Origin of the sequence: Nitratireductor indicus C115, assembly GCF_000300515.1 — a bacterium.
In the GTDB taxonomy this organism is placed as follows: domain Bacteria; phylum Pseudomonadota; class Alphaproteobacteria; order Rhizobiales; family Rhizobiaceae; genus Nitratireductor; species Nitratireductor indicus.
The window spans coordinates 1-17,758 of record NZ_AMSI01000029.1 but is presented as its reverse complement, the minus strand read 5'-3'; the positions used below and the strand labels follow the sequence as shown (position 1 = coordinate 17,758).

Annotated in this window: 14 protein-coding genes and 1 tRNA gene; 14 read left to right on the top strand and 1 reads right to left on the bottom strand. The window is 60.4% G+C overall.

The window, feature by feature from the left end:
* The 10 genes from NA8A_RS23125 to rpoC form a co-directional block, all read left to right on the top strand.
* The coding region (locus tag NA8A_RS23125; protein ID WP_009452858.1) for an EF-Tu C-terminal domain-related protein at nucleotides 1-638 on the top strand (638 nt) is incomplete at its 5' end.
* A 217-nt stretch (nucleotides 639-855) separates the two neighbouring features.
* A tRNA-Trp gene (locus NA8A_RS23120) sits at nucleotides 856-931 on the top strand.
* A gap of 276 nt (nucleotides 932-1,207) precedes the next feature.
* Nucleotides 1,208-1,411, top strand: coding sequence for a preprotein translocase subunit SecE (gene secE, locus NA8A_RS23115; RefSeq protein WP_009452857.1), 204 nt, complete (start codon nucleotides 1,208-1,210; stop codon nucleotides 1,409-1,411).
* A gap of 30 nt (nucleotides 1,412-1,441) precedes the next feature.
* On the top strand, nucleotides 1,442-1,969 hold the full coding sequence (nusG, locus tag NA8A_RS23110; protein ID WP_009452856.1) for a transcription termination/antitermination protein NusG: 528 nt from the start codon (nucleotides 1,442-1,444) through the stop codon (nucleotides 1,967-1,969).
* A 138-nt stretch (nucleotides 1,970-2,107) separates the two neighbouring features.
* Nucleotides 2,108-2,536 (top strand): 50S ribosomal protein L11, encoded by a 429-nt coding sequence (rplK, locus tag NA8A_RS23105; RefSeq protein ID WP_009452855.1) that lies wholly within the window; start codon nucleotides 2,108-2,110, stop codon nucleotides 2,534-2,536.
* A 4-nt stretch (nucleotides 2,537-2,540) separates the two neighbouring features.
* Complete coding sequence (gene rplA / locus NA8A_RS23100) at nucleotides 2,541-3,242, top strand: 50S ribosomal protein L1 (protein WP_009452854.1); 702 nt, start codon at nucleotides 2,541-2,543, stop codon at nucleotides 3,240-3,242.
* A gap of 340 nt (nucleotides 3,243-3,582) precedes the next feature.
* Nucleotides 3,583-4,101, top strand: a complete 519-nt coding sequence (rplJ, locus tag NA8A_RS23095; RefSeq protein ID WP_009452853.1) for a 50S ribosomal protein L10 — start codon at nucleotides 3,583-3,585, stop codon at nucleotides 4,099-4,101.
* Between the two features lie 51 nt (nucleotides 4,102-4,152).
* Nucleotides 4,153-4,533 (top strand): 50S ribosomal protein L7/L12, encoded by a 381-nt coding sequence (gene rplL, locus NA8A_RS23090; protein ID WP_009452852.1) that lies wholly within the window; start codon nucleotides 4,153-4,155, stop codon nucleotides 4,531-4,533.
* 177 nt (nucleotides 4,534-4,710) lie between these two features.
* Nucleotides 4,711-8,850, top strand: coding sequence for a DNA-directed RNA polymerase subunit beta (gene rpoB, locus NA8A_RS23085; RefSeq protein WP_009452851.1), 4,140 nt, complete (start codon nucleotides 4,711-4,713; stop codon nucleotides 8,848-8,850).
* 148 nt (nucleotides 8,851-8,998) lie between these two features.
* Nucleotides 8,999-13,195, top strand: coding sequence for a DNA-directed RNA polymerase subunit beta' (gene rpoC / locus NA8A_RS23080; RefSeq protein WP_009452850.1), 4,197 nt, complete (start codon nucleotides 8,999-9,001; stop codon nucleotides 13,193-13,195).
* 103 nt (nucleotides 13,196-13,298) lie between these two features.
* Here rpoC and NA8A_RS23075 read toward each other — a convergent pair whose 3' ends face one another.
* Nucleotides 13,299-13,580, bottom strand: a complete 282-nt coding sequence (locus NA8A_RS23075; protein ID WP_009452849.1) for a hypothetical protein — start codon at nucleotides 13,578-13,580, stop codon at nucleotides 13,299-13,301.
* Between the two features lie 469 nt (nucleotides 13,581-14,049).
* Between NA8A_RS23075 and rpsL the strand changes: the two genes are divergently transcribed.
* The 4 genes from rpsL to NA8A_RS23055 form a co-directional block, all read left to right on the top strand.
* Nucleotides 14,050-14,421: a 30S ribosomal protein S12 gene (gene rpsL / locus NA8A_RS23070; RefSeq protein WP_009452848.1), complete on the top strand. Its 372-nt coding sequence runs from the start codon at nucleotides 14,050-14,052 to the stop codon at nucleotides 14,419-14,421.
* Nucleotides 14,422-14,481: 60 nt separating this feature from the next.
* Nucleotides 14,482-14,952 carry a 30S ribosomal protein S7 gene (gene rpsG, locus NA8A_RS23065; protein WP_009452847.1) on the top strand — a complete coding sequence of 157 codons (471 nt, stop codon included), beginning with the start codon at nucleotides 14,482-14,484 and terminating at the stop codon, nucleotides 14,950-14,952.
* Nucleotides 14,953-14,979: 27 nt separating this feature from the next.
* Complete coding sequence (gene fusA / locus NA8A_RS23060; protein WP_009452846.1) at nucleotides 14,980-17,070, top strand: elongation factor G; 2,091 nt, start codon at nucleotides 14,980-14,982, stop codon at nucleotides 17,068-17,070.
* An 89-nt stretch (nucleotides 17,071-17,159) separates the two neighbouring features.
* On the top strand, nucleotides 17,160-17,758 hold a 599-nt coding region (locus NA8A_RS23055; protein ID WP_009452845.1), incomplete at its 3' end, for a GTP-binding protein.

Below are 17,758 nucleotides of genomic sequence, written 5' to 3'. Positions count from 1 at the left end.
AGATCGGTGAGGATGCGATCCGCGAGCTGATGGCTGCCGTGGATAGCTACATCCCGACGCCGGAGCGTCCGATCGACCAGCCGTTCCTGATGCCGATCGAAGACGTTTTCTCGATCTCGGGCCGCGGCACGGTGGTGACGGGTCGCGTCGAGCGCGGCGTGATCAAGGTCGGTGAGGAAATCGAGATCGTCGGCATCCGTCCGACGTCGAAGACGACCTGCACGGGCGTTGAGATGTTCCGCAAGCTTCTGGACCAGGGCCAGGCCGGCGACAACATCGGTGCGCTTCTTCGCGGTGTTGACCGTGAGGGCGTCGAGCGCGGCCAGGTGCTTTGCAAGCCCGGTTCTGTGAAGCCGCACACGAAGTTCAAGGCCGAGGCCTACATCCTGACGAAGGAAGAGGGTGGCCGTCACACGCCGTTCTTCACGAACTACCGTCCGCAGTTCTACTTCCGTACGACGGACGTGACGGGCATCGTTACGCTGCCGGAAGGCACGGAGATGGTCATGCCCGGCGACAACGTGACGGTCGACGTGACGCTGATCGTGCCGATCGCCATGGAAGAGAAGCTGCGCTTCGCTATCCGTGAAGGTGGCCGCACCGTCGGCGCCGGCATCGTCGCCGCCATCACTGAGTAATCGCCGCAAGGCGGTCTCTTTGAGACGAATTGAAAAGGGCGGCCATGTGCCGCCCTTTTTCTTGGGCGCGATTTTTAGGACCCGGCCGTGGCTGATCGCAACTTGTTTGAAAACAATTGCGCATGACCGGCGAAAGAGCGCGCAAGGCCCCTTTACAGATGGCTCGGAAGCTCTTAGGAAGCGGCCTGCCTACGGCGCACGATGCGGTAAGGCGGATAGGGGTATAGCTCAGTTGGTAGAGCGGCGGTCTCCAAAACCGCAGGTCGGGGGTTCGAGCCCCTCTGCCCCTGCCATTCGGTCGCAGCGTGAAAGATGGAAGAAGGCGGTTTGCGGGCAGGGGCTTGCAAGAATCGCAGTTCGTCTCTATGTAGGACCAACAGACACGCGGTGCGTGGAGCCGGGAAGCCGGCTTTACGCGCCTTTGTCGTATGTGTGAAATACGCTGAGCGATTCGGTTTGGACGCATTTCTACGGTGACCCGAAGCCTACTTGAGGTGGATGGGATGTCCGGGGTCTTCCCCGGTCTTTCGGCTTCCCCGGTTCGGGGCAATGAGGAACAAGAGCGGCAGATGGCGTCGAAAACCACGAATCCTTTCACGTTTCTTCAGCAAGTGCGGTCGGAGACCGCGAAAGTTACCTGGCCTTCGCGGCGCGAAACGCTGATTTCGACTGTGATGGTCATCGCTTTTGCGACATTGGCGGCCATTTTCTTTTTCGCTGCCGACCAGTTGATGGCCTACGCCATCGAGCTGATCCTCGGCATCGGTGCGTAATACTCGGACGATTGACGGAGTGCGATTGAAATGACTGCGCGTTGGTACATCGTCCACGCCTATTCGAATTTTGAGAAGAAGGTTGCCGAATCCATCGAGGAGCAGGCGCGGCAGAAGGGCTTGAGCGAGAAGATCGAGCAGGTCGTGGTTCCGACCGAAAAGGTCGTCGAGGTTCGCCGCGGCCGCAAGGTGGATGCCGAGCGCAAGTTTTTCCCGGGCTATGTGCTCGTGAAGGCGCAGCTCACCGATTCCGTGTTCTCGATGATCAAGAATACGCCGAAGGTGACAGGGTTTCTGGGAGATTCAAAGCCGGTGCCGATCACCGAGGCCGAGGCCCAGCGTATCCTGACCCAGGTGCAGGAGGGCGTGGAGCGTCCGAAGCCTTCCGTTACGTTCGAGATTGGCGAGCAGGTGCGTGTGGCTGACGGTCCCTTTGCTTCCTTCAACGGTTTCGTTCAGGAAGTCGATGAGGAGCGTTCGCGCCTCAAGGTGGAAGTTTCGATCTTCGGGCGCGCCGTGCCTGTCGATCTCGAATTCGGTCAGGTCGAAAAGGGCTGACCGGAAGCTCCGGTGAAGAGCCGGGGATAACGGTGGAAGGGAAGGCGGCTTAGCCGGTCGCAATTTCCGGACCACCAGACTGCAGCGCCGGCCCGTTCTTTTGAGAAGCGGTCGGCAGAACGACAAGGCAGATGAGAAATGGCTAAGAAGATTGCAGGCCAGCTCAAGCTTCAGGTTCCGGCAGGTTCGGCGACCCCGTCGCCCCCGATCGGTCCTGCGCTTGGTCAGCGCGGCATCAACATCATGGAGTTCTGCAAGGCATTCAATGCGCAGACCCAGGAGATGGAGAAGGCGTCCCCGATTCCGGTGGTCATCACCTATTATCAGGACAAGTCCTTCACTTTCACGATGAAGACACCGCCTGTCAGCTACTTCCTGAAGAAGGCTACGAAGCTGAAGTCGGGCTCCAAGGAGCCGGGCAAGGTTGTGGCCGGTCAGGTCACGCGCGCCCAGGTGCGCGAGATCGCTGAAGCGAAGATGAAAGACCTGAATGCGGCGGATGTCGAGGCGGCCATGCGTATGGTCGAGGGCTCGGCGCGCTCCATGGGTCTCGAAGTGGTGGGCTGACGATATGGCGACGAAACTTTCCAAGCGCGTGGCCAAGGCCCGCGAAGGCATTGACCGCAACAAGGAATACGCGCTCGACGAGGCTGTCGCGCTGCTCAAGGATCGTGCGACTGCAAAGTTCGACGAGACCATTGAAGTTGCGATGAACCTCGGTGTCGATCCGCGCCACGCCGACCAGATGGTGCGCGGTGTGGTCAACCTGCCGAACGGCACGGGTCGTACCGTGCGCGTTGCCGTGTTCGCCAAGGGCGATAAGGCCGATGAGGCAAAGGCAGCCGGTGCCGACATCGTCGGTGCGGAAGATTTGCTTGAGATCGTCCAGAAGGGCGAGATCAACTTCGATCGCTGCATTGCCACGCCGGACATGATGCCGCTCGTCGGCCGTCTCGGCAAGGTGCTCGGCCCGCGCGGCCTGATGCCCAACCCGAAGGTCGGCACGGTCACCACCGATGTCGCTGCCGCCGTCAAGGCGTCCAAGGGCGGCGCTGTCGAGTTCCGCGTCGAAAAGGCCGGTATCGTGCATGCGGGCGTTGGCAAGGCATCCTTTGATGCCAAGGCAATCGCTGAAAATGTGCGCGCCTTCGCCGATGCGGTGATCAAGGCGAAGCCGGCTGGCGCCAAGGGCAACTATGTGAAGAAGGTGGCTCTCACCTCGACCATGGGCCCGGGCCTGCGCATCGACGTGTCGAGCCTCGCCGCGTCGTAATGAATTAGGGGGACGTGAAAACGTCCTCCCAAACCCTTTCCAGGCCGGTTCGGCCTGGAAACCGGAAGGAAACTTCCGGAATGTCCTGTCCGAGATTGCAGGCGGATTTCCTTAATTCCGCATGGGGCCTGCATGAGACGGGTAAGGCCGGAAACCGGGGCATTGCTCCGATGGATGGTTCGAACCGTGTTGGCCTTTTGTCCGATGCCGGCTTGCCGGTTGGCGAAAGGGGGCAGGATCCTCGAGCGTCGCTTGGGCGATCCCAGTTTGCGGATGCCCTGCGGCAAAAGGCAAACCGGCGGATATTTCCTTCGGGAATTTCCGTCAAATGGAGAAGGCAGTGGACAGAGCGGAAAAACGCGAATTCGTCGCGGACCTGAATCAGGTGTTCAGCAACACCGGTTCGGTCGTCGTCGCCCACTATGCCGGTCTGACCGTGGCGCAGATGAACGATCTTCGTTCCAAGATGCGTACTGCGGGCGGCACCGTCAAGGTTGCGAAAAACCGTCTCGCCAAGATCGCCCTTCAGGGAACCTCTTCCGAGAGCATTCAGGGCCTTTTCGAAGGTCAGACACTGATTGCTTACTCGGATGATCCGGTTGCCGCTCCCAAGGTCGCCAGCGACTTCGCCAAAGGCAATGACAAGCTTGTCATCCTGGGCGGAGCGATGGGTTCGACCGCGCTCGACGCCGATGGCGTGAAGGCTCTTGCCTCGCTGCCGTCGCTGGACGAGCTGAGAGCGAAGCTGGTCGGCATGATTTCTACGCCGGCTACTCGGATCGCTCAGGTTGTCAATGCACCCGCGGGTCAGCTCGCGCGCGTCTTTGGCGCCTATTCCAAGAAGGACGAGGCGGCGTGATGCCGGTCCTCAAGACCAACAACACAGTTCGAACTCACAAGGAATATGAAAATGGCTGATCTTGCTAAGATCGTTGAAGACCTGTCGAACCTCACCGTCCTCGAGGCGGCCGAGCTTTCCAAGATGCTTGAAGAGAAGTGGGGCGTTTCCGCTGCTGCTCCGGTGGCCGTGGCCGCTGTCGCCGGCGGTGCCGCTGCTGGTGGCGACGCTGCTGAAGAGAAGACCGAATTCGACGTCGTTCTCGCCGATGCCGGCGCCCAGAAGATCAACGTCATCAAGGAAGTCCGCGGCATCACGGGTCTCGGCCTGAAGGAAGCCAAGGACCTCGTCGAAGGCGCTCCGAAGCCGGTCAAGGAAGGCGTGTCCAAGGACGAAGCCGAGAAGATCAAAGCCCAGCTCGAAGGTGCTGGCGCGAAAGTCGAGCTGAAGTAATTCAGCTCCGGCCCGCGCGTCGCATGGCGCGCGGGCCGGGACCGGAAACTATGCAAACCTCTTTCCTGTGGGCCGCAAGCGGCCTTCAGGAAACGGGTTTTATCCGTTTTTATGACGAGACCGCCTGTTGCGGCGGTCACGGTTGTGCAGGCAAGCCAGGCAGGGCAAGGAGCAACGATGGCCGAGACCCAAACGTTTAATGGTCGCAGGCGTGTACGCAAATTCTTCGGGAAAATCCCCGAAGTTGCGGAGATGCCGAACCTTATCGAGGTTCAGAAGGCATCCTATGACCAGTTCCTGATGGTCGAGGAGCCCCAGGGCGGGCGTCCGGACGAGGGGCTGCAGGCAGTTTTCAAGTCGGTTTTTCCGATTTCGGATTTCGCCGGCACGGCGATGCTCGAGTTCGTCAGCTACGAATTCGAAGATCCGAAGTTCGACGTGGACGAGTGCCGCCAGCGCGACTTGACCTTCGCAGCACCCCTGAAGGTGACGCTACGCCTCATCGTGTTCGATGTGGACGAGGACACCGGCGCCAAGTCCATCAAGGACATCAAGGAGCAGGACGTCTACATGGGCGATATGCCGCTCATGACGATGAACGGCACCTTCATCGTCAACGGCACAGAGCGCGTCATCGTCTCACAGATGCACCGTTCGCCTGGCGTTTTCTTCGATCATGACAAGGGCAAGTCCCATTCGTCCGGCAAGCTGCTCTTTGCCGCACGCGTCATTCCCTATCGCGGTTCCTGGCTCGACATCGAGTTCGATTCCAAGGACATCGTGCATGCCCGTATCGACCGCCGTCGCAAGATTCCTGCCACCTCGCTCCTGATGGCGCTTGGCATGGACGGCGAGGAAATCCTGTCCACCTTCTACGAACGCCTCACCTACGAGCGTGACGGCGACAGCTGGCGCGTGCCTTTCTCCGTGGAACGCTTCCGCGGCCTGAAGGCCACGTCGGACCTCGTCGACGCGGATTCCGGAGAAGTGGTCGTCGAAGCAGGCAAGAAGATCACGGCCCGCCAGGCCAAGCAGCTTGCCGAAAAGGGCCTGAAGGCGATCCGCGCCACCGAGGAAGACCTGCTCGGCAATTATCTGGCCGAGGATATCGTCAATCCTGAAACGGGTGAGATCTTCCTCGAGGCCGGTGACGAGATCGACGACAAGACCCTGAAGGTCCTGCTCGATACCGGTGCCAGCGAGGTGCATTTCCTCGACATCGACCATGTGAACGTGGGCGGCTACATCCGCAACACGCTGGTGGCCGACAAGAACGAGACCCGCCAGGAAGCGCTGTTCGACATTTACCGTGTCATGCGCCCGGGCGAGCCGCCAACGCTGGAAACGGCGGAAGCGATGTTCAATTCGCTGTTCTTCGATTCCGAGCGCTATGATCTTTCGGCCGTGGGCCGCGTGAAGATGAACATGCGCCTCGAGCTCGATTGCCCCGACACCGTGCGCGTGCTGCGCAAGGACGACATCGTCGCCGTGGTGAAGACGCTGGTCGAACTGCGCGACGGCAAGGGCGAGATCGACGACATCGACAATCTCGGCAACCGTCGTGTCCGTTCCGTCGGTGAGCTTATGGAGAACCAGTACCGCGTCGGCCTGCTCCGCATGGAGCGCGCGATCAAGGAACGCATGTCCTCGATCGAGATCGACACGGTCATGCCGCAGGATCTGATCAACGCGAAGCCGGCGGCTGCCGCCGTTCGCGAGTTCTTCGGTTCTTCGCAGCTCTCGCAGTTCATGGATCAGACCAACCCGCTCTCTGAGATCACCCACAAGCGTCGCCTTTCGGCGCTTGGACCGGGCGGTCTGACGCGTGAGCGTGCCGGCTTCGAGGTTCGCGACGTTCATCCGACGCATTACGGCCGCATCTGCCCGATTGAGACGCCGGAAGGCCCGAATATCGGTCTGATCAACTCGCTGGCCACCTTCGCCCGGGTCAACAAATACGGCTTCATCGAGAGCCCGTATCGCAAGATCGTCGATGGCAAGGTCACGCAGGATGTGGTCTATCTGTCGGCCATGGAAGAGGCCAAGCACTACGTTGCCCAGGCCAACGCCGTGATCGACAAGAATGGCAGCTTCGCCGAGGAATTCGTCATCTGCCGCCATGCCGGCGAGGTGATGATGGCCCCGCGCGAGAATGTCGATCTGATGGACGTGTCGCCGAAGCAGCTCGTTTCGGTCGCTGCCGCGCTCATCCCGTTCCTCGAGAACGACGACGCCAACCGCGCTCTGATGGGCTCGAACATGCAGCGTCAGGCCGTGCCGCTGGTGCGTGCCGAGGCTCCGTTTGTGGGCACCGGCATGGAGCCGATCGTTGCCCGTGATTCGGGCGCTGCCATTGCGGCCCGCCGCACCGGCATCGTCGATCAGGTGGACGCGACGCGTATCGTTATCCGCGCCACGGAAGACGTGGATGCCTCTCAGTCGGGCGTCGACATCTACCGCCTGATGAAGTTCCAGCGTTCCAACCAGAACACCTGCATCAACCAGCGCCCGCTGGTGCGTGTGGGCGACCGGGTGAACAAGGGTGACATCCTGGCCGACGGCCCGTCGACGGATCTTGGCGATCTGGCGCTTGGCCGCAACGTGCTCGTCGCCTTCATGCCCTGGAACGGCTACAACTACGAGGATTCCATCCTCCTGTCCGAACGCATCGTCCGCGACGACATCTTCACCTCGATCCATATCGAGGAGTTCGAGGTGATGGCACGCGATACGAAGCTCGGGCCGGAAGAAATCACGCGCGACATTCCGAACGTTTCGGAAGAGGCGCTAAAGAACCTCGATGAGGCAGGCATCGTCTATATCGGCGCCGAGGTGCAGCCGGGCGACATTCTGGTCGGCAAGATCACGCCGAAGGGCGAAAGCCCGATGACGCCGGAAGAGAAGCTTCTGCGCGCCATCTTCGGTGAAAAGGCTTCCGACGTGCGTGACACCTCCATGCGCATGCCGCCCGGGACTTACGGCACCATCGTCGAAGTGCGCGTGTTCAATCGCCACGGCGTCGAGAAGGACGAGCGCGCCATGGCCATTGAGCGCGAGGAGATCGAGCGCCTGGCCAAGGACCGCGACGACGAGCAGTCGATCCTCGACCGCAACGTCTATGCGCGTCTTGCCGCCATGCTTGAAGGCAAGCAGGCGATTGCTGGACCGAAGGGCTTCAAGAAGGGCGGTGCGCTCTCCGATGAAGTGCTGGACGAGTATCCGCGTTCGCAGTGGTGGCAGTTCGCCGTCGAGGACGAGAAGCAGCAGGAGGCTCTCGAAGCGCTTCGTGCCCAGTACGACGAATCCAAGAAGGCGCTCGAGCAGCGCTTCATGGACAAGGTCGAGAAGGTGCAGCGCGGCGACGAGATGCCCCCCGGCGTCATGAAGATGGTCAAGGTCTTCGTTGCGGTGAAGCGCAAGATGCAGCCCGGCGACAAGATGGCCGGCCGTCACGGTAACAAGGGCGTTGTCTCGCGCATCGTTCCGGTCGAGGACATGCCGTTCCTCGATGATGGTACGCATGTGGATATCGTGCTCAACCCGCTCGGCGTGCCAAGCCGCATGAATGTCGGCCAGATTCTGGAGACGCATCTTGGCTGGGCCTGCGCCGGCATGGGCAGGCAGATCGGCGAGTTGATCGACGCCTACAAGGAGAGCGGCGATATCAAGCCGTTGCGTCACACCATCGAGGCGATCATTCCCGAGAATGACCGCAACGAGCCGGTGCGCCAGTATGATGACGATAGCGTCATCCGTCTGGGCGAGCAGATGCGCCGCGGCGTGTCCATCGCAACGCCGGTTTTCGACGGTGCGCATGAGGCCGACATCAACGTGATGCTCGAGCAGGCCGGCATGAAGAGCAGCGGTCAGGTGACGCTGTTCGACGGCCGTACGGGTGAACCTTTCGATCGCCAGGTGACTGTCGGCTATATCTACATGCTGAAGCTGCATCACCTTGTCGACGACAAGATCCACGCCCGCTCGATCGGTCCGTACTCGCTCGTCACGCAGCAGCCGCTGGGCGGAAAGGCGCAGTTCGGCGGCCAGCGCTTCGGCGAAATGGAGGTCTGGGCGCTTGAAGCTTACGGCGCGGCCTACACGCTGCAGGAGATGCTGACGGTGAAGTCGGATGACGTTGCCGGCCGCACGAAGGTCTATGAAGCCATCGTTCGTGGCGACGACACCTTCGAGGCAGGCATTCCGGAGAGCTTCAACGTTCTCGTCAAGGAAATGCGCTCGCTGGGCCTCAATGTGGAGCTGGAAAACTCCCGCATTGAAGGTGCCGAGCAGGAGCAGCTTCCCGACGCGGCGGAATAAGCCTTATCGCGCCGCGGGTTCAGACCCGCGGCGCGCTTCTCTCGCTGCGAGGCAGCCTTGCGGCCAGGAATTTGAACCGGTGAAACGTGCGGCGGTGCGCCTCACCGAAGTTTGAAAAGGGACGACGCGTCCCGAAAAGGAGATCGGCATGAACCAAGAGGTCATGAATCTTTTCAACCCTCAGGCGCCGGCACAGACATTCGATTCGATCAGGATTTCTCTGGCGAGCCCCGAGAAGATCCTGTCCTGGTCGTATGGTGAGATCAAGAAGCCCGAGACGATCAACTATCGTACCTTCAAGCCCGAGCGTGACGGTCTGTTCTGCGCGCGCATCTTCGGTCCCATCAAGGACTATGAGTGCCTGTGCGGCAAGTACAAGCGCATGAAGTACAAGGGCGTTATCTGCGAGAAGTGTGGCGTCGAGGTCACTCTGTCGCGCGTGCGCCGTGAGCGCATGGGCCACATCGAGCTCGCCGCGCCCGTTGCCCACATCTGGTTCCTGAAGTCGCTGCCCTCGCGCATCGGCACGCTGCTCGACATGACCTTGAAGGACATCGAGCGGGTTCTCTATTTCGAGAACTACATCGTGACCGAGCCGGGTCTGACCGCTCTTAAGGAGAACCAGCTTCTCTCCGAGGAAGAGTACATCATCGCGGTCGACGAATATGGCGAGGATTCCTTCACCGCCATGATTGGCGCCGAGGCTATCCATCATCTTCTCGAGTCCATGGAACTGGAGAAGATCGCTGGAGACCTGCGTTCAGAACTCGCTTCCACCACGTCCGAACTGAAGCAGAAGAAGCTCTTGAAGCGCCTCAAGGTGGTCGAGAACTTCATGGAATCGGGCAACCGTCCCGAATGGATGATCATGAAGATCGTCCCGGTCATCCCGCCGGACCTGCGCCCGCTGGTGCCGCTGGATGGCGGCCGCTTCGCGACTTCGGATCTGAACGATCTGTATCGCCGCGTCATCAACCGTAACAACCGCCTGAAGCGGCTGATCGAGCTGCGCGCGCCGGGCATCATCATCCGCAACGAGAAGCGCATGCTTCAGGAAGCGGTCGATGCGCTGTTCGACAATGGCCGTCGCGGCCGCGTCATCACGGGCGCCAACAAGCGTCCGCTGAAGTCGCTCTCCGACATGCTTAAGGGCAAACAGGGCCGTTTCCGCCAGAACCTGCTCGGCAAGCGCGTCGACTATTCCGGCCGTTCGGTCATCGTGACCGGCCCGGAACTCAAGCTGCACCAGTGCGGCCTGCCGAAGAAGATGGCGCTTGAGCTGTTCAAGCCGTTCATCTACGCGCGCCTCGACGCCAAGGGCTATTCGTCCACGGTCAAGCAGGCCAAGAAGCTGGTCGAGAAGGAAAAGCCGGAAGTCTGGGATATTCTTGACGAGGTCATCCGTGAGCACCCGGTTCTTCTGAACCGCGCGCCGACGCTGCACCGTCTGGGCATCCAGGCTTTCGAGCCCACCCTGATCGAAGGTAAGGCGATCCAGTTGCACCCGCTCGTCTGTACGGCGTTCAACGCCGACTTCGACGGTGACCAGATGGCCGTGCACGTTCCGCTGTCGCTGGAAGCGCAGCTGGAAGCACGCGTCCTGATGATGTCGACCAACAACATTCTGCATCCTGCTTCGGGCGCGCCGATCATCGTGCCGTCCCAGGACATGGTTCTCGGGCTCTATTACCTGTCGATCATGAACCAGAACGAGCCGGGCGAGGGCATGGCCTTCGCCGACATGGGTGAATTGCACCATGCGCTCGAAAACAAGGTCGTCACGCTGCACACCAAGATCAAGGGCCGGTTCAGGACGGTCGACGCAGAGGGCAACCTCGTGTCGGAGATCTTCGAGACGACGCCGGGCCGCATGATCGTCGGTGAGCTTCTGCCGAAGAACCACAATATTCCCTTCGCCATCTGCAATCAGGAGATGACGAAGAAGAATATCTCGCGGATGATCGACACGGTCTACCGTCACTGCGGCCAGAAGGAGACGGTCATTTTCTGTGACCGCGTCATGCAGCTGGGCTTTGCCCATGCCTGCCGCGCCGGCATCTCCTTCGGCAAGGACGACATGGTTATTCCTGAAACGAAGGAAAACCTGATCGCCGAAACCGAGGCGCTCGCCAAGGAATATGAGCAGCAGTACAATGACGGCCTGATCACCCAGGGCGAGAAGTACAACAAGGTCGTCGACGCCTGGGCCAAGTGCTCGGAAAAGGTCGCCGACGAGATGATGAAACGCATCAAGGCGGTCGAGTTCGACGACAGCGGTCGTCAGAAGCCGATGAATTCGGTCTACATGATGTCGCATTCCGGTGCCCGTGGTTCGCCGGCGCAGATGCGTCAGCTTGCCGGTATGCGCGGCCTCATGGCCCGTCCGGATGGCTCCATCATCGAGACGCCGATCATCTCGAACTTCAAGGAAGGCCTGACCGTGATGGAGTACTTCAACTCCACCCACGGCGCCCGCAAGGGTCTGGCCGATACCGCTCTGAAGACCGCCAACTCGGGTTACCTGACCCGTCGTCTGGTCGACGTGGCGCAGGATTGCATCGTCACGGTGCCGGATTGCGGCACCGACAAGGGCCTCACCATGCAGCCCATCGTCGATGCCGGTCAGGTGGTTGCGTCCATCGGTCAGCGCGTCCTCGGCCGTACGGCTCTTGAGGATGTGGTGAACCCGGCGACCGAGGAAGTCATCGTTGCCGCCGGTCGTCTGATCGACGAGCGCGATGTCGAGGCGATCGAGAAGGCGGCTATTCAGACGGTGCGCATTCGCTCCGCACTCACCTGTGAAGTGCGCGTCGGCGTCTGTGCGGTCTGTTATGGCCGTGACCTTGCACGCGGTACGCCGGTCAATATCGGCGAGGCTGTCGGCGTCATTGCCGCCCAGTCCATCGGCGAGCCGGGCACGCAGCTCACCATGCGTACCTTCCACATGGGCGGTACGGCGCAGGTGGTTGATCAGTCGTTCCTCGAAGCCTCCTTCGAAGGCACGGTCAAGATCCGCAACCGCAACGTGGTGCGCAACTCCGAGGGTGACCTCGTGGTGATGGGCCGCAACATGGCCGTTCTCATCATGGATGAGGCCGGTGCCGAGCGTGCCTCGCATCGCGTCTCCTACGGTGCGCGTATCTTCGTGGACGAGGGCGACAAGGTGAAGCGCGGCCAGCGCATCGCCGAGTGGGATCCGTATACCCGTCCGATGCTCACCGAGGTCGAAGGCACGGTGGCCTTCGAGGATTTGGTGGACGGCGTCTCCGTTCAGGAAACCGCCGACGAATCGACCGGTATTACCAAGCGCGAGGTTATCGACTGGCGTTCCACGCCACGCGGTACCGACCTGAAGCCGGCCCTGACCATCCTGGATGCCAAGGGCAAGGTGTCGAAACTGGCTCGCGGCGGCGACGCCCGCTTCCTCCTGTCGGTGGAAACGGTTCTTTCCGTGGAGCCTGGCTCCAAGGTGAAGCCCGGCGACGTGGTCGCGCGTATTCCGATGGAAAGCGCCCGTACCAAGGACATCACCGGTGGTCTGCCGCGCGTGGCCGAACTGTTCGAGGCTCGTCGTCCGAAGGATCACGCCATCATCGCCGAGATCGATGGCACCATCCGCTTCGGCCGCGACTACAAGAACAAGCGCCGCATCATCATCGAGCCGCATGACTCGACCCTGGAGCCCGTGGAATATCTGATCCCCAAGGGCAAGCCGTTCCACCTTCAGGATGGCGACCAGATCGAGAAGGGCGACTTCGTGCTCGACGGCAACCCGGCGCCGCACGACATCCTGGCGATCAAGGGCGTGGAGGCTCTGGCTTCCTACCTCGTCAATGAGATCCAGGAGGTCTATCGTCTCCAGGGCGTGTTGATCAACGACAAGCACATCGAGGTGATCGTTCGCCAGATGCTGCAGAAGGTCGAGATCACCTCGCAGGGCGATTCCACCTATATTCCTGGCGATCATGTGGATTCCGTCGAGTTCGACGAAGTCAACGACCGCCTGGTGGAAGAGGGCAAGAAGCCGGCGGAAGGCCAACCCGTCCTGCTCGGCATCACCAAGGCGTCGCTGCAGACACCGTCCTTCATTTCGGCGGCCTCCTTCCAGGAGACTACCCGCGTCCTCACCGAGGCTGCGGTTGCCGGCAAGATCGACACGCTGCAGGGACTGAAGGAAAACGTCATCGTTGGCCGTTTGATCCCGGCCGGTACGGGTGGCGCGATGAGCCAGATCCGGCGCATTGCGCGCTCGCGCGATGACCTGATCCTCGACGAGCGTCGCAAGACCTCTGGTGTCGAGATGGCCGATCCGATGATCGCCGACATGACGAGCGCTGCCGAATAAGGCACCTTCCTTTGAAACGAAAAAAAAAGCCGCCGGATCACTCGGCGGCTTTTTTATTGGTGACGGTTGGTGAAGGGCAGGGGCCCGTGCCCGCAAACCTATGCTAGAGAGGTTCGTCGAACGTGACGATGGCGATTTCGCCCTCGCGTGCGCCCTGCCAGGCGGAAAGATGCGGCTCTTCGTCTGGCTCTCCCTGCATATCGCCGATCTGGTCGAGCTCGGCTTCGGCATATCCTTCCTGAGCCAGCGCTTCGAGCGCCATGCGAACAGCGGTGTCGTCGTCCGGAGCAACGAGAAGCACATGCACGCCCTCGCTTTCCGAATCCTTTTCGCGCCACACGCGGCCGGTGATGATGGTGACCGGTTTGTCTTCCGATGCGCTCATGGTGATTCCCGATTCTTGCCGTTTCGCTAAAAGTCTCTATATAGGCATCGTTCTCGCATGCATCAGACGGGAATGACAGGCGCAAACGGGCTCTTTTCGTGCTGCGGCGACCTGTTTTAAGCAAGAATTGACCGCAGCCGGCTTACGGCAGGCCGATTAGCTGACCCCGCGCACGATAAATGCTTAACCGGGGTTGACGGTTCGGTGGGTTACTAGTAATACCCGCTTCGTCCGAGCCGATGTGAGGCTGTTTCATTCAGGGCGTCACGCCCCGGAGCTGGTCTCAAACAGGGTTCGTTTTTTGCGAGCGACAGAATTTGCGGGCGCATGAAGCGGAAACGCTTCCTCTGCTTTTTGTCCAGGCAGAACCGTTATCACGGTTTGCGGCCTGGCTTTGTGTATGAACGCAATCTGTTCTTGAAGCGGCCCTCGGGCTTGAGACACGGAATTTGAAGCAAGGGAAGGTTTGATGCCTACCGTTAACCAGTTGATCCGCAAGCCGCGCACGGCGCCGGTAAAGCGTAACAAGGTTCCGGCCATGCAGGCCAACCCGCAGAAGCGGGGTGTATGCACGCGCGTTTATACGACGACGCCGAAGAAGCCGAACTCGGCCATGCGTAAGGTGGCCAAGATCCGCCTCGCCAATGGCTTCGAGGTGATCGGCTACATTCCGGGTGAAGGTCACAACCTTCAGGAGCACTCCGTGGTGATGATCCGCGGCGGTCGCGTGAAGGACCTTCCGGGCGTGCGCTATCACATCATTCGTGGTGTGCTCGACACGCAGGGTGTGAAGAATCGTAAGCAGCGTCGTTCGAAATACGGCGCAAAGCGTCCGAAGTAGGATTTTCCGGCTTCGGCGCTTTCATTTTGAGCCGGGCCTCGAAGGTAAGAGACGAAAAACATGTCCCGACGCCACCGCGCAGAAAAAAGAGAGATCAACCCGGATCCGAAATTCGGTGATCAGGTTGTCACGAAGTTCATGAACGCCATCATGCTTGATGGCAAGAAGTCCGCTGCCGAGCGCATCGTGTATGGCGCCTTCGAGCAGGTTCAGGACAAAACCAAGCAGGAGCCGGTCTCGGTCTTCCATCAGGCGCTCGACAATGTCGCGCCGCATGTGGAGGTTCGTTCCCGTCGTGTTGGCGGCGCCACCTACCAGGTGCCGGTCGATGTCCGCCCGGAGCGCCGTCAGGCTCTCGCTATTCGCTGGCTGATCGCAGCTGCCCGCAAGCGCAACGAGACGACCATGGTCGATCGTCTGTCCGGCGAGCTGCTCGACGCCTCCAACAACCGCGGCACTGCCGTCAAGAAGCGCGAAGACACGCACAAGATGGCTGAAGCCAACCGCGCGTTCTCGCACTACCGCTGGTAGCCCAACGGATCTTAGAGGTACACGACGATGGCCCGCGAATATAAGCTCGAAGACTACCGCAATTTCGGTATCATGGCGCATATCGACGCCGGCAAGACGACGACGACCGAGCGCATTCTCTTCTACACCGGCAAGTCCCACAAGATCGGCGAAGTCCATGACGGCGCCGCTACCATGGACTGGATGGAGCAGGAGCAGGAGCGCGGCATCACGATCACGTCTGCTGCGACCACGACCTTCTGGCAGGGTCGCGACGGCAAGAAGCGCCGCTTCAACATCATCGACACGCCTGGTCACGTCGACTTCACCATTGAGGTCGAGCGTTCGCTGCGTGTTCTCGATGGTGCCGTTGCTCTTCTCGACGCCAATGCCGGCGTTGAGCCGCAGACCGAGACTGTCTGGCGTCAGGCTGACAAGTATCGCGTTCCGCGCATGATCTTCTGCAACAAGATGGACAAGATCGGTGCCGACTTCTACCGCTCTGCCGAGATGGTCGGCAGCCGTCTTGGTGCGCAGGCTGTCGTCATGCAGCTTCCGATCGGTGCGGAGAATGATTTCGCTGGCGTTGTTGATCTGATCGAGATGAACGCTCTGGTCTGGCAGTCCGAGAACCTGGGCGCCGCTTGGGATATCGTCGAAATTCCTGCCGACCTTCAGGCCAAGGCCGAAGAATACCGCGAGAAGCTGATCGAGGCTGCCGTCGAGATGGACGAGGGCGCGATGGAGCGTTATCTCGAGGGTGAAATGCCTTCGAATGACGAAATCCGCGCTCTGATCCGCAAGGGAACGATCGAGGTCAAGTTCTTCCCGATGTTCTGTGGCTCCGCCTTCAAGAATAAGGGTGTGCAGCCGCTGCTCGACGCTGTTGTGGACTATCTTCCGTCCCCGATCGATGTTCCGGCCATCAAGGGCATCGATCCGAAGACCGAAGGCGAGATCGCTCGCAAATCGTCCGACGAAGAGCCGCTTTCCATGCTGGCCTTCAAGATCATGAACGACCCGTTCGTCGGTTCGCTCACCTTCTGCCGCATCTATTCGGGTGTGTTGAAGAAGGGGTCTTCGCTGGAAAACACCGTGAAGGGCAAGCGCGAGCGCATCGGCCGTATGCTGCAGATGCATTCCAATTCCCGCGAAGACATCGAAGAGGCTTTTGCAGGCGATATCGTTGCTCTTGCCGGTCTTAAGGAGACCACCACGGGCGACACGCTTTGCGATCCGCTGAAGCCGGTTATCCTTGAGCGCATGGAATTCCCCGATCCGGTCATCCAGATCGCGATCGAGCCGAAGACCAAGGGCGACCAGGAAAAGATGGGCCTGGCCCTTAATCGTCTGGCTGCTGAGGATCCGTCCTTCCGCGTCAAGTCCGATGAAGAATCCGGTCAGACGATCATCGCGGGCATGGGCGAATTGCACCTCGATATTATCGTTGACCGCCTCAAGCGCGAGTTCAAGGTCGAGGCCAATGTGGGCGCCCCGCAGGTTGCATACCGCGAGACGATCACCCGCGAAGCCGAGATCGACTACACGCACAAGAAGCAGTCCGGCGGTTCGGGTCAGTTCGCCCGCGTCAAGATCGTCTTCGAGCCGAATTCGGAGAGCGAGGACTTCAAGTTCGAGTCCAAGATCGTCGGCGGTTCTGTTCCGAAGGAATACATCCCGGGCGTTCAGAAGGGTATCGAAAGCGTTCTGTCTTCCGGTCCGCTGGCTGGCTTCCCGATGCTGGGTGTCAAGGCAACGCTGATCGACGGTGCTTACCATGACGTCGACTCCTCGGTTCTCGCCTTCGAAATCGCTGCCCGCGCAGCGTTCCGTGAAGGTGCGCAGAAGGCCGGCGCTCAGCTTCTCGAGCCGATCATGAAGGTCGAGGTCGTGACGCCTGAGGAGTATGTCGGCAACGTGATCGGCGATCTGAACGGCCGCCGTGGCCAGATCCAGGGGCAGGAAGCGCGCGGCATTGCTGTTGTGGTGGACGCCATGGTGCCGCTCGCCAACATGTTCAAATACGTGGACAGCCTGCGTTCGATGTCCCAGGGCCGCGCCCAGTACACGATGCAGTTCGACCACTACGAGCCGGTTCCCAGCGCTGTCGCGCAGGAGATCCAGAAGAAATACGCGTAGTTCGTCGGCACACCCCGCGAATTATCGGAATTGCCACGAATTATCGGAATTGAAAGTGCCCGGACGGGCAGAAGGAATGGAGAGCTCACATGGCCAAAGGTAAATTTGAGCGTACGAAGCCGCATGTGAACATTGGCACGATTGGTCACGTTGACCACGGCAAGACGTCTTTGACGGCAGCGATCACGAAGTTTTTCGGTGAGTTCAAGGCGTATGACCAGATTGACGCGGCGCCTGAAGAGAAGGCCCGTGGCATCACGATCTCGACGGCGCATGTGGAGTACGAGACGGAGAACCGTCACTACGCCCACGTTGATTGCCCCGGCCACGCCGATTATGTGAAGAACATGATCACGGGTGCGGCTCAGATGGACGGCGCGATCCTGGTCTGCTCGGCCGCCGACGGCCCGATGCCGCAGACGCGCGAGCACATCCTGCTCGCCCGCCAGGTTGGCGTTCCGGCCATCGTCGTGTTCCTGAACAAGGTCGACCAGGTCGACGATCCGGAGCTTCTCGAGCTGGTTGAGCTCGAGGTTCGTGAGCTTCTTTCGTCCTATGACTTCCCGGGCGACGATATTCCGATCATCAAGGGCTCGGCACTTGCTGCTCTCGAAGACTCCAACAAGGAGATCGGTGAGGATGCGATCCGCCAGCTGATGGCTGAAGTGGATAGCTACATCCCGACGCC

Excerpts from the sequence above, each read along its gene's own strand:
- secE (WP_009452857.1), top strand. The coding sequence starts at position 1,208 with ATGGCGTCGAAAACCACGAATCCTTTCACGTTTCTTCAGCAAGTGCGG.
- nusG (WP_009452856.1), top strand. The coding sequence starts at position 1,442 with ATGACTGCGCGTTGGTACATCGTCCACGCCTATTCGAATTTTGAGAAG.
- rplK (WP_009452855.1), top strand. The coding sequence starts at position 2,108 with ATGGCTAAGAAGATTGCAGGCCAGCTCAAGCTTCAGGTTCCGGCAGGT.
- rplA (WP_009452854.1), top strand. The coding sequence starts at position 2,541 with ATGGCGACGAAACTTTCCAAGCGCGTGGCCAAGGCCCGCGAAGGCATT.
- rplL (WP_009452852.1), top strand. The coding sequence starts at position 4,153 with ATGGCTGATCTTGCTAAGATCGTTGAAGACCTGTCGAACCTCACCGTC.
- rpoB (WP_009452851.1), top strand. The coding sequence starts at position 4,711 with ATGGCCGAGACCCAAACGTTTAATGGTCGCAGGCGTGTACGCAAATTC.
- rpoC (WP_009452850.1), top strand. The coding sequence starts at position 8,999 with ATGAACCAAGAGGTCATGAATCTTTTCAACCCTCAGGCGCCGGCACAG.
- NA8A_RS23075 (WP_009452849.1), bottom strand. The coding sequence starts at position 13,580 with ATGAGCGCATCGGAAGACAAACCGGTCACCATCATCACCGGCCGCGTG.
- rpsL (WP_009452848.1), top strand. The coding sequence starts at position 14,050 with ATGCCTACCGTTAACCAGTTGATCCGCAAGCCGCGCACGGCGCCGGTA.
- rpsG (WP_009452847.1), top strand. The coding sequence starts at position 14,482 with ATGTCCCGACGCCACCGCGCAGAAAAAAGAGAGATCAACCCGGATCCG.
- fusA (WP_009452846.1), top strand. The coding sequence starts at position 14,980 with ATGGCCCGCGAATATAAGCTCGAAGACTACCGCAATTTCGGTATCATG.